Annotated in this window: 14 protein-coding genes; 10 read left to right on the plus strand and 4 right to left on the minus strand. The window is 36.7% G+C overall.

The features are described from left to right. Positions 1 to 504: 504 nt before the first annotated feature. Positions 505 to 1233 carry an elongation factor P 5-aminopentanone reductase gene (gene ymfI / locus C8269_RS00340; RefSeq protein ID WP_106459906.1) on the minus strand — a complete coding sequence of 243 codons (729 nt, stop codon included), beginning with the start codon at positions 1231 to 1233 and terminating at the stop codon, positions 505 to 507. A gap of 77 nt (positions 1234 to 1310) precedes the next feature. Between ymfI and C8269_RS00345 the strand changes: the two genes are divergently transcribed. Together C8269_RS00345 and C8269_RS00350 are read left to right on the plus strand one after the other, a co-directional pair. After that, complete coding sequence (locus C8269_RS00345; protein ID WP_106459907.1) at positions 1311 to 2147, plus strand: aldo/keto reductase; 837 nt, start codon at positions 1311 to 1313, stop codon at positions 2145 to 2147. Positions 2148 to 2213: 66 nt separating this feature from the next. Next, a complete protein-coding gene (locus tag C8269_RS00350; RefSeq protein WP_106459908.1) occupies positions 2214 to 2978 on the plus strand; it encodes a nucleoside phosphorylase in 765 nt (254 codons plus the stop codon). Between the two features lie 65 nt (positions 2979 to 3043). Here the strand turns inward: C8269_RS00350 and C8269_RS00355 are convergent, their stop codons facing one another. The 3 genes from C8269_RS00355 to C8269_RS00365 form a co-directional block, all read right to left on the minus strand. Next, entirely contained in the window at positions 3044 to 3547 is a 504-nt protein-coding gene (locus C8269_RS00355) for an NADPH-dependent FMN reductase (protein ID WP_325034691.1), read from the minus strand. Between the two features lie 124 nt (positions 3548 to 3671). After that, positions 3672 to 5063 carry an NADPH-dependent glutamate synthase gene (gene gltA, locus C8269_RS00360; RefSeq protein ID WP_106459909.1) on the minus strand — a complete coding sequence of 464 codons (1392 nt, stop codon included), beginning with the start codon at positions 5061 to 5063 and terminating at the stop codon, positions 3672 to 3674. After that, the gene (locus tag C8269_RS00365; protein ID WP_106459910.1) at positions 5050 to 5892 is read right to left on the minus strand and encodes a sulfide/dihydroorotate dehydrogenase-like FAD/NAD-binding protein; all 843 of its coding nucleotides are present in this window, start codon (positions 5890 to 5892) and stop codon (positions 5050 to 5052) included. The genes gltA and C8269_RS00365 overlap by 14 nt, the downstream gene beginning before the upstream one ends. Before the next feature lie 171 nt (positions 5893 to 6063). Between C8269_RS00365 and C8269_RS00370 the strand changes: the two genes are divergently transcribed. The 8 genes from C8269_RS00370 (at position 6064) to C8269_RS00405 (ending at position 12225) form a co-directional block, all read left to right on the plus strand. Next, positions 6064 to 7839 (plus strand): ABC transporter ATP-binding protein, encoded by a 1776-nt coding sequence (locus tag C8269_RS00370; protein ID WP_106459911.1) that lies wholly within the window; start codon positions 6064 to 6066, stop codon positions 7837 to 7839. 78 nt (positions 7840 to 7917) lie between these two features. Continuing rightward, positions 7918 to 8718, plus strand: coding sequence for a J domain-containing protein (locus C8269_RS00375; protein ID WP_106459912.1), 801 nt, complete (start codon positions 7918 to 7920; stop codon positions 8716 to 8718). 8 nt (positions 8719 to 8726) lie between these two features. Then, positions 8727 to 9509, plus strand: coding sequence for a threonine/serine ThrE exporter family protein (locus C8269_RS00380; RefSeq protein WP_106459913.1), 783 nt, complete (start codon positions 8727 to 8729; stop codon positions 9507 to 9509). A gap of 1 nt (position 9510) precedes the next feature. Continuing rightward, positions 9511 to 9993, plus strand: a complete 483-nt coding sequence (locus C8269_RS00385) for a threonine/serine exporter family protein (protein WP_106459914.1) — start codon at positions 9511 to 9513, stop codon at positions 9991 to 9993. Beyond that, positions 9990 to 10472, plus strand: a complete 483-nt coding sequence (gene msrA, locus C8269_RS00390; protein WP_106459915.1) for a peptide-methionine (S)-S-oxide reductase MsrA — start codon at positions 9990 to 9992, stop codon at positions 10470 to 10472. The genes C8269_RS00385 and msrA overlap by 4 nt, the downstream gene beginning before the upstream one ends. A gap of 1 nt (position 10473) precedes the next feature. Continuing rightward, complete coding sequence (locus C8269_RS00395; RefSeq protein ID WP_106459916.1) at positions 10474 to 11544, plus strand: GH25 family lysozyme; 1071 nt, start codon at positions 10474 to 10476, stop codon at positions 11542 to 11544. A 2-nt stretch (positions 11545 to 11546) separates the two neighbouring features. Next, positions 11547 to 11768, plus strand: coding sequence for a YdbC family protein (locus C8269_RS00400; protein ID WP_106459917.1), 222 nt, complete (start codon positions 11547 to 11549; stop codon positions 11766 to 11768). A 43-nt stretch (positions 11769 to 11811) separates the two neighbouring features. After that, on the plus strand, positions 11812 to 12225 hold the full coding sequence (locus tag C8269_RS00405) for an EamA family transporter (protein WP_106459918.1): 414 nt from the start codon (positions 11812 to 11814) through the stop codon (positions 12223 to 12225). Positions 12226 to 12230 lie beyond the last annotated feature (5 nt).

Here is a 12230-nt window from a genome sequence, read left to right on the forward strand (position 1 = left end):
ATTATTCTGTATTCTGAGAGGATATTGACATCTAAGTAAGTATTGGTCTCGTTTGCCATTGGCAAACATTGCTATTGGTGGGTCTAAGTAAGAGAGCTTTGATATTTACTGAATTAAAATCGTCAATTATTTTAAATAGAGGAAGCGTTAAGAAAATTTTGTTGAGCGTAACGAAGTGAAGCGAATCTAAATTTTTAGCTGACGAGATTTGAAATAATAGATTTTGAACCAGGATGAATAGCCGTCAGGTCTAATATAGAAGATTGCTAGAAGCAATCTTCAGTTTGCCCTCTGCAAGAGTCGCTTGCGGGGTGTAACGAAGAGGGGGTGTAAGGGGGAGGGCGATGAGGACCCATGCGAAAGGGTCCTTGGCCCTCCCCCTTTGGCGAAGTCATCAGCTTGATGACAATTATTTATTATGAGATAAAATTACAAGAATAAAAGTAAATAATAATTTTATCTTGGATAAAAAACCCCTAATAACTAGTATATCAATTACTGTAATTAATAAAACCCCCCATTTATATGAATAATATCCCCAGTTATATAAGAAGCCTCATCAGAGATCAAGTACCTCACTAGGCCTGCGATTTCTTCTGGCTTTGCTAGTCTTTTTATGCCTACTTCTTCTTTTAACTGATTTATTTCTTCTGGGCTAAAGTCTCTTTTCATCATGTCTGTATCTACCATGCCTGGGGCTATGGCGTTTACTCTTATATTTGATGGGGCTAATTCTTTGGCCATGGCCTTGGTGAAGGTATTTATGGCGCCCTTGCTTGTAGAGTAGGAAGATTCCATGCTTGCTCCGAAGTCTCCCCAGATTGAGCTGATATTTATGATTACTCCCTCTTTTTTCTCAATCATTTTTGGTATGGCTCTTTTGGAGTTTAGAAAGACCGAATTAAGGTTGGTATTTATTACATCCAGCCACTTGTCAAAGGGAGTGTCTTGGATTAGGCCAAAGTAGGATATACCTGCGTTATTTATTAGGATGTCGACATTTTTGAAATTGTCTTCAATGATTTTAAACATCGCTTCTACCTGGTCTTCATCTGATACATCTGCCCCTATGGCTATTACCATGGGATTTATTTCTCTTAATTCTTTTAGAAGGTTCATGGCTTCATCTTTGCTCTTATTATAATTTATTACGATTTGATAATCTTTTGCGAGGTTTTTGGCAATTGCAGCACCTATTCCCCTGGAAGATCCTGTTATTAATACTGTTTTCATAACTTTATTATAACATATTTGTTAAATAGGGTATAAATTTATTGATGGTATGATGATTAGAATTCTAAGGAGTAGATATGAAATATTTTAAATTAAATGATGGAACTAAGGTTCCTGCAATTGGTTTTGGTACTTTTAAGATTACTGAAGAAGCTGATATGGAAAGGTCCATTGGCTCTGCAATAGAAGCAGGCTATAGGTATTTTGATACTGCAAAATACTATGAAAATGAAGACTTAGTTGGTAAATACCTTAAGGGTTCTGGTCTTAAAAGGGAAGAAATACAAGTAGCTACAAAGGTTTGGCCTGTAGATTTTGATCCAGAGGCTTGCAAAAGATCAATTGAAAATTCTCTAAAAAAGCTTGACCTCGATTATATAGATGTTTTATTGCTTCACTGGTATGGAGAAGATTTTGATAAGGCTTGGAAAGTTTTTCAGGCCTATAGGGACCAAGGCCTTGTTAAATCTATAGGTGTGTGTAATTTTACAATTCCACAGCTTACAGAACTTATAAGTCTTGGCGAAAAGCCAGTCCTTGACCAATTAGAAAGTCATTTATATTTACAAGATACAGATAATAAGAATTTCCTAATGGAAAATGGCATCCTCCACCAAGCTTGGGGACCACTTTCTCAAGGTAAGTCCAATCTTTTGGATGAGCAAATCCTAAAAGAAATAGGGGATAAGTACGGAAAAACTCCTGCCCAAATTGCCCTTAAATGGAATATAGAAAGGGATACTATGGTCCTTGTAAAATCTTCAAATGAGGGAAGGATTAAGGAAAATATTTCGATTTTTGACTTTGACCTTAGCGAAGAAGACATGAACGCCCTTGCCAGCCTTGATAGGAAGGAAAGATTTTCAAATGACCCAGAAAATAAGGAGTGGCTTGATAAGATAAGAAGAGGATAGGAAAATATATTTAAGGAATCGGCGATTATACTTGCCGGGTTTTTAATAAATATAAAAGGAAGAAATATGATTTACAAAAATGATCTAGCAATTTTGGAGTTTGACGATAATATCGAATCGGTGATTATGCCGAATCACGAAAATCTAGACATAAATTTACCTGTTAAATGCGTTTATGCTTTTTTGGAAGATGAGATTGACAGATATGTCGTGAGAAATGAAGGGGAGATTTTAGGTCATTTTGAATCGGCAACAAAGACTTATCCTATTTATAAAATTAATCATAAGGGCCATGACCTTTGTCTTGCTCAAGCCCCAGTTGGCTCTGCTCCAGCAGCCCAACTTTTGGATTGGCTTATTGGCTATGGTGTAAGGGAAATAATTTCCACTGGAACCTGCGGATCTCTAATAGATATAGCAGAGTCGACTTTTCTTGTTCCTGTGAGGGCCTTAAGGCAGGAAGGGACAAGCTTTCATTATGTTTTGCCATCTAGGTATATTGACATAAATCCTAGAGCAGTTTCAGCTATAGAAAGAGTATTTAGACAAAGAGGACTCAAATATAAGGAAGTCATGACCCGGACTACTGATGGATTTTATAGGGAGACAAAAGATTTGGTAAATTATAGAGTTGATGAAGGCTGTGCTGTTGTTGAGATGGAATGTTCTGCCCTTGCAGCTGTTAGTCAAATGAGAAAGGCTATCTGGGGAGAAATTCTTTTTACTGCTGATACCTTGGCAGATGTAGAAAATTATGATCAGAGAAACTGGGCTAGAAATTCCTTTTCCTATGCTTTAGAGCTTGCTATGGATGCAGTGATTGAAATTTAAATAAGGATTATTCCAATTAAAAAGGCGAGGATTTTAGTCCTTGCCTTTTCAGATGTTTAATTTTATTAGTCTATAAATTTTTTAGCAAAGTCTACGAAAGCATCGCATGCGCTCTTTACAAATGGTCTAGTTTCTTCGATTAGTTTGCCGTCTTTATCAAATAATTCGTTAATCTTAGCTAGGTATACTTCTGGTTTACTCATGGCTATGAGGTCTACACAGGTGAAAGATTGCTTTAGGGCAAGGTTACTTGATACACCGCCCATTGTACCTATGGTTGAGCTAAATACTGTAGCAGGTTTTCCTGCCCAAAGATTACCTTCTGGTCCACGAGATGCTATATCGATTGCATTTTTTAAAACTGGGGCAAGGGATCTGTTGTATTCTGGTGTGATAAAGATAAAGGCATCACATTTTTTGACATCTTCTCTAAGTTTGATGTAGGCTGGGTGAATTTCGCCCATGTCTAGGTCTTGGTTATAAAAAGGTGTCTCGCTTAGGTCGATCTTATATGTTTCAACATCAAGCAGTTCTGCTACTTCCTTGGCAAGTTTTTTATTCCATGAAATTGTCTAAGTGATCCTACTAATAATCCTATTTTCATTGATAAATCCTTTCTTTTTTCTTTAATTAAATTATACCCTAAAGTATAAATTATAAGCAAAAAGAGCCAGCTAAAGCTAGCTCTAATGTTTAATCATTTTTATTTCTTATATATTTGTCAATATTAGCTGCAGCTTTTTTACCTGCTCCCATGGCAAGGATTACTGTAGCTGCGCCGCTTACAGCATCACCACCTGCAAAGACCCCGTCTTTTGTGGTCATGGTTGTATCATCAATTATGATTCCGCCCCAAGATTCTGTTTCTATGTCTGGGTTGGTGTGTTTGATAAGTGGGTTTGGAGATTGGCCAATTGAAATTATCACTGATTCAAATGGGACTTCTTCATATTCTCCAGTTGGAAGTGGTCTACGTCTACCTGATGCATCTGGCTCACCTAGGACCATTTTTTCTACCTTAACAGCCTTTACCCAACCATTTTCGCCCATAATTTCTACTGGATTGTGGAGGTTCATGAAGTTGATGCCTTCTTCAATGGCGTGATGGCTTTCTTCAGCCCTTGCTGGCATTTCTTCAAAGCTTCTACGATATACTACTGTCACATCTGCCCCAAGTCTTTTGGCTGATCTTGCAGCATCCATTGCCACGTTTCCACCACCTACTACACAGACTTTTTTGCCTACATGGACTGGTGTGTCGTATTCTGGGAACTTGTAGGCCTTCATGAGGTTCATACGGGTTAGAAATTCATTTGCTGAGTAGACTCCATTGTAATTTTCTCCTGGAATGCCTAAAAATGAAGGAAGACCTGCACCTGTCGAGATATAAATTGCTTCATAGCCCTTTTCCTTTAGGTCATCAAGGGAGAGGGTTCTACCGACTATGACATTTGTCCTAAGCTTAACACCTAGGCCAATTACGTTTTTAAGTTCTGTATTTACAAGATTTTTAGGAAGTCTAAATTCTGGTATACCATACATCAATACTCCTCCAGCTGTGTGGAAGGCATCAAAGAGGGTTACCTTGTAGCCAAGTTTGGCAAGGTCTGCTGCAGCAGTTAGGCCAGAAGGTCCAGCACCTACAACAGCTACCTTTTCCTTGTTAGCATAGACTTCTACTGGTTTTTTATATTTTAAATTATTGTGATAGTCTGCGACAAATCTTTCAAGCCTACCGATTGCAACAGGTTCGCCTTTTTTGCCTCTAGTACATACTCCCTCGCATTGGTTTTCTTGAGGGCAGACCCTACCGCAGATAGCTGGGAGGTTGTTGGTTTCAGAAATTTTTTGGTAGGCTGCCTCTATATCTCCTTCTGTGATGAGGTGGATAAATTCTGGAATCTTTACAGAAACTGGACAGCCATCCATACAAGGTTTGTTCTTGCATTGAACACAGCGCATGGCTTCTTCTTGAGCCATTTCAAGAGTATAACCTTGGGCTACTTCTTCAAAGTTTTTGTTACGAACATTTGGGTCTTGTTCTGGCATTTTGACTTTTTCTTGACTCATATTAAATTTGGCCATTTCTTACCTCCCCAGTCAGGTTGCAGATGTGTTCTCTTTCTTCTGTAGCATAGTTTCTGGCTCTATTCATAGCTTCATCAAAGTCTACTAAAAATCCGTCAAAGTCAGGTCCATCTACGCAGGCAAATTTCATTTCTCCGCCTACAGTTAGCCTGCAACAGCCACACATGCCAGTTCCATCTACCATTATAGAGTTCATTGAAACTGTTGTAGGAATATCGTGTGGTCTTGTAACAGCTACAACATTTTTCATCATAATAGCAGGGCCAATGGTTAGGACGTGGTCGTATTTTTTGCCTTCATTTATAAGATCTTCGAGCACTTGGGTTACAAAACCTTGTCTGCCATAAGATCCATCGTCTGTTGTTATGTATAAATTATCAGAACAAGCCTTTAGCTCGTCTTCTAGTATGATTATGTCCTTATTTTTAAAACCCATTATTACATCGACATTAGCTCCGACCTCGTGAAGGTATTTAGCTTGTGGATAGGCTATAGCTGTACCAAGTCCTCCGCCCACAACGCATACATTTTTGCCCTTAAGGGAATCTAGGTCTGTTGGCACACCAAGTGGTCCTACAAAGTCTAAAAATCCATCGCCAGCCTTAAGATTATCCATCCTCATAGTTGTACCACCGATAATTTGTACAATGATAGTTACGTTTTCTTCGTCAGTTGATGATATGGTAAAAGGCACTCTTTCGCCCTTTTCATCAAGCCTTAGGATAATAAATTGGCCTGGGAGAGCTTTTCTTGCAATCTCTGGGGCTTTAACAACAAATTTGATAGTGTTAGCATTCAAATTTGTCTTTTCAATAATTCTTGCCATTATTCCTCCTCAAATTGAAATTAAAAGCTAGTAGATATAAGCTTTTCTTTACTGATAATATACTATTTTGACAAGGATTAAGCAATGAGCCTGTAAAAAGCAATTTGAGGTGATATATTTATAAAATATAGTATTATAAAGCTATTGTTAATAATAAAAGAAGGGAGTTTTATGGAAAAGCAAAAGAGAAAATACACAACCAAATACCTTTTGAAACGCTTCATACCATATTATAAGCCATATAAAAAGGTACTTATACAAGATTTAATAGCGGCAAGCCTTACAACCCTATCAGAGCTAATCCTTCCAATTTTATTATCCTACCTTACAGATTGGGCACAAATTGGGATTTTGGATGGGCCAAGGATAGTAAAGGTTGCTATAATATATGCCATAACTAAGTCAATATCAGTAATAGCCAGATACTTCATGCAATCAAGGGGCCACATAATGGGAGCCTTCATCGAAAAGGACATGAGAAGGGACATTTTTAACCACCTCCTAGAGATGGATACAGAATTTTTCAACGAATCAAAGGTCGGTCAGCTAATGACTAGACTTACCTCAGATTTGTTTGAAATAACAGAATTTTCCCACCACGTCCCAGAAGAATTCTTAGTCGGGGCAATCAAACTAATTATATCCTTTATAGTATTGATAAATATTGATATCAAGCTATCTTTAATAATATATTTGATGATTCCAATCATGTATATCATGTCAAGAAGGTCCAGGGAAAAATTTAGACAGGCTACATTTGAGACCAAACGTCAAATAGGGGCAATCAATGCAGGAGTAGAGGATACTTTGCTTGGCATAAGCGTAGTAAAGTCTTTTGCCAACGAAGGAGTCGAAAAGGGTAAATTTGCCAAGGAAAATTCCAAATTTGCCGATATAAAATCTGATAGATACTATGCTATGGCTAGATTTTTCATGGTCAAGGATTCTTTTTCAGGAATTATGTATCTACTTTTGATAAGTTTTGGTGGCTACTTTGTAGTAAGTGGAGAGATAAGTCCTGGAGATTTAATAGCTTTTACCATGTATCTAAACATGCTAATTGCAACAATTGAAAGGCTAATTAACTTCACCGACACCTTTGAAGCAGGAACTACAGGAATAGAAAGATTTGTAGAAGTAATGAGCCTAGATAAGGATATATTTGATAAGGAAAATCCAGAAAATCTTGATGATGTGAAGGGTAAGATTGAATTTGAAAATGTCTACTTCAAATATCCAAACACGCCAGATGAGGACCCTTATGTATTAGAAGATATGTCATTTAAGATAAATGTCGGCGAAAACATAGCCCTAGTAGGCCCATCAGGAGCTGGAAAGACAACTATCTCAAAATTAATCCCAAGATTTTATGATGTTGATAAGGGGTCTATAAAAATCGACAATACTGATATTAAGGACCTATCAATTGAGTCACTTAGAAATAATATAGGAATCGTCCAACAAGATGTCTACCTATTTTCAGGCACAGTTAGGGAAAATATCGCCTATGGTAAGGATGATGCTACTGAGGCTGAAATAATAGAGGCTGCTAGACTTGCTGGGGCAGATGAATTTATAAAAGATTTGCCAGATGGCCTTGATACCTATATAGGAGAACGTGGAGTGAAATTATCCGGCGGTCAGAAACAAAGGATATCAATTGCCAGGGTATTTTTGAAAAATCCACCAATCTTAATCCTAGATGAGGCTACAAGTGCTCTAGATAATAAGAGCGAGGCAATTGTACAAGCTTCCCTTGAAAAATTATCTAAGGGTAGGACAACCCTCACCATAGCCCACAGGTTATCAACCATAATTAATGCTGATGAAATCCTAGTTTTAACTTATGATGGCATAGTTGAAAGAGGAAACCACAAGAATCTTTTAGAGAAAAAAGGCGTCTATTATAATCTATATAATTCCAATAACACAGACTTATTTGGATAAAATTGGCGGAAGGAAGCTTCCGTCTTTTTATTGGTAAAAATCCTTTAAGATGTATAATAAAGGGAGAAAGGGTGACTTATGAAGAAATTTTTTGGAAAGTTCCTTCACGGACTTGCAACATTAATCGGGACTATTTTTACAGTCCTTATAAATTTTATGAATATTTTAGTAATGACCTTTGAGGGCATCAGATCTCTCCTTGCAGTCGTATTTATGCTGGGTTGTTCAACTTTTATATTTTTGCCAACCTTGCTCTTATTTTTACCATCAAAGGTGTGGATGGCAATTTTTGTAATCATGATAATACCAGTTCTTGGACCAAGTTTTATATCATTTTTAAGATATGGCAACTATGTCCTAACTGAATGGATGTATGACAGAGCCAACTCCCTAATTACAGGAGAAAAGCAAGGATTTGACTCTCTTGGTGATTATTCAGAAAAATATATAAATGATAGGCAAAAGGAAAGACAAAGAGCTGCCGAAGAAGAGGCTAGGGCACGCCAAGAGAGGATGAATGATTACTTTGAAGATATATTCGGTAACTTCACCTACTATGAAACAAGAGATTTTGGCCAAGGAGATTTTTCTGGCTTTGGTAACTATCAAAACCAAGGCGGATATCAAGGTGGATATCAGAATTATGGAGTAAATGACCTAGGTTTTAAGGAAAAATACGAAAAATCTTGTCAAACCTTAGACCTACCTTTAAATACAGACATTTACCAGGTTAAGCTTAATTATAGAAAGCTTGCAAAAAAATACCATCCTGATCTAAATAAAGAGCCAGGAGCTAAGGAGAAATTCCAAGAGGTAAATGCAGCCTATGAGTTTTTGAGTGAAGATAATATCAAAAAGTATAAGAATACTTACCTATAGGAAAAATTATGCATGATCAGATAAGAAATGAAGAATCAGCTGTCCTATTATCAGAAATAGCCAGCGATGCTGGTGCCATCATGCTTGAAAATGGTGCTGAAGTTTATAGGGTAGAAGATACAATTGAAAGAATTATAAGAAGTAAGAAAAATACTAAGGATGTGGATGTTTACTCAACTACCAATGTTATAATCCTAAGCTTTTCTTACAAAAATGAAGTCCATACCAATGTTAGGAGGGTCAAAGCTAGGTCAAATAACCTTTATTATATAGATAAGGTCAATAGCTTTTCCAGGTCCTTCTGTAGGGGAGAGATGAGCCTTGAAAATGCCCTAAGGGAGCTTAAAAACATTAAGGAATCACCAGATAAACCCCTAATTTTTAAGATTGTCGGTGCAGGAATTGCAGCTGCTGCTTATTCACTCCTTTTAAAGGGTGGTATAAAAGAGATGCTAATTTCCTTTATTGTAGGAAGCTTATCCTACTATTTTGCTCATTTTCTTGAAGAAAATAGCTTGGGATATTTTGTTGTTAATTACCTCTACGGAGTAATGGTTTCACTGGTAACTATCCTTGCCCTTAACTTTATTGGAGGGATTGAGTCATCTAAGGTTATAATTTCTTCAATGATGGCCTTTGTTCCTGGAATAATGCTTACAAATTCCATGAGAGACTTGATGAGTGGGGATTCAACCTCTGGTCTAACTGGAGCGGTTATTGCAATTTTAATTTCAACAGCCCTTGCCATGGGCGTAGGTACACCGATTACTATTATGAAGCTTTGGAGTTAAGATGTTATATATAAAAGAATTTATAATTTCAACTATATCTGCCTTTGGATTTTCATATGTGTTTAATTCGCCAAAAAAGTCAGTCTTAGTTTCAGGACTTAATGCGGGCTTTGGCTGGGTGATATTTAGGCTTGTTGAGCAATTTAGCGAATCTGTCTATATAGCTTCTTTTATGTCAGCCTTATTTATAGCCATAAGTTCAGAAGTTTTGGCAAGAATTTTTCATTATCCAGCCAGCATATTTATCTTCCCTGGCATAATAAATCTTTGCCCAGGAGAAGCAATTTACAATACTATGAGATATTTTATAGCAAATGAGACACCTATGGCTATAATTTCACTTTATAAGGCCCTTGGTATAGCAGCAGCCATTGCCTTTGGAGTCTTATTGTCATCATCATTTTCCTTATCTTTAAGGACTTATAAGGAAAGAAGCCACAGGAGAACAGATTTTTTAAGCATATTATTAGGGAGAAAAAAATGATAGAAGTATATTTAGCAGGTGGGTGCTTTTGGGGAGTTGAAGCCTACTTTTCAAATCTTGTTGGAGTAATTAAGACAGAAGTAGGCTATGCCAATGGTAAAACTGCCACAACAACCTATGAAGAGTTAAAAGTTACTGGTTTTGCAGAAACAGTCAAAGTCACTTTTGATGAAGAAATTATAAGTTTAAATGAAATATTTGAACATTTTTACTATATAATTGACCCAACTAGCCTTAACAAACAGGGCAATGATGTTGGAAGCCAATATAGGACTGGAATTTATTCTAGGTCTGAAGCAATTTTAAAGGCAGCAAGAAACTTTTTAAATATTAAGCAAGAAAAAGAAAAAGAGAAAATTATGGTGGAAGTTAAGGTCCTAAATAATTATATCAGGGCTGAAGAATACCACCAAGACTATTTAAAGAAAAACCCAGCTGGCTATTGCCATATAAATCTGGATGATGTATTGGAGATATAAAATGAAAATTAGAAAAATATTAGGCCTAGGCCTGGCCCTCCTTTTAGCTGGACCAAGTATTGCTTTTGCAGATGAAATAGTTTATTACGATAATAGCAATTTGGATAAGGTCTTAGTAGAAAATGGAATAAAGGTTGATACAAATAAAATTTCAGCAAGACGTCAAGCAGAAATAGCCAAAAATAATGATCAGGGCAGGCAAAATCTTACAAAAGAGACTAAAGAAGCAATTAAAGAAGTCAAAGAAGAAAAAGCTCCAGTTCTTTATCCAAAGACAGCAGTTTACTCAAATGTAGTAGATATTTCAGAGCACCAAAAGCCAAGTGCTATAAATTACGATAAGTTTGCCAAAGACATAGAGGGAGCCATCCTCCGTTCATCAATAACAACCTTTAAGGAAGATGAAAAAACTAAGGAAAAGACCTATTATCTTAGAAAAGATTTCACCGTGGATACCCATTATGATAATCTTAACAGAAGGGGAGTTCCAATTGGATTTTATCACTATTCAAGGGCTACAAACGAAGAAGAAGCTAGAAAAGAAGCCAACTTCGTCCTAGATTTTGTTAAAGGCAAAAATGTATCTCTTCCAATCTATATAGATATAGAAGATAATCTAAGGCAGGCCAAGGCAGGCAGGGAAAACTTATCAAGGGCAGCAGATGCTTTTATAAATACAATGAAAGCCAAAGGATATCTTGCAGGAATTTATTCCTATCCACACTTTGCCAAAAACCACCTAACAAGAGAAGTTAGAAATAATAATGAATTTTGGATAGCTGATTATAAGGCGAAAAATTATACAGGCTATACAGATACAGACTTTGATGTATGGCAATATGCCCACACAGGCAGGGTAAATGGCTACAATGGTAACATTGATAAAAATATCCTATACAGAGATTATCCATTAATAATCAAAGGCAGATCATATAAGGATATGGATAAGCTTGTCCAAGAAATTATGGATGGCTATTGGTCCTATGGTAAGGAAAGAGAAAGACGCTTGACTTATGCAGGCTACGACTATAATATAATACAAAAAGAAGTAAACAAAAGATTGAGAGGTTAATTATGGCAATTAAATATGATATAGTAGAAAATATCGGAGTATTATCGACAAATGCTAAGGGTTGGACCAAGGAGCTTAACCTAGTAAGCTGGAATGAAAGAGATCCAAAATACGATATCAGAGATTGGAATGAAGATCACACAAGAATGAGCAAGGGTATAACTCTAAGTGCTGAAGAAGCGGAAGTACTTAAAAATATCCTAGCTGACGAATTTGAAGACTAAAAGCCTCTCCCTAGCTGGGAGAGTTTTTCTATAAGGAGAAAAAATGGCATATTTTTACGCTTTAATATCAGCAATATTTGCTGCTCTCACATCAATCCTCGCCAAGGTTGGCATAGGAGATATTAATTCAAACCTAGCCACAGCCATAAGGACCTGCGTAGTCCTAGTATTTTCCTGGATAATGGTTTTTGTTGTAGGTGGCCAGCATGACCTAAGTCAAATATCCAAAAAATCCCTCATATTTTTGATTCTTTCAGGTCTTGCTACAGGCATTTCCTGGCTAGCCTTCTATAAGGCAATCCAACTAGGAGATGTATCAAAGGTTGTACCGATTGATAAGTTAAGTGTTGTCTTTACCATAATATTTGCCTTTTTATTTTTAGGAGAAGTAGCCAGCAAAAAGGCTATAATTGGGACAATTTTTATCACCATAGGCACGCTTGTCATGGTTTTATAAAAATT

This window comes from Anaerococcus sp. Marseille-P3915 (assembly GCF_900258475.1).
Lineage (GTDB): Bacteria > Bacillota > Clostridia > Tissierellales > Peptoniphilaceae > Anaerococcus > Anaerococcus kampingae.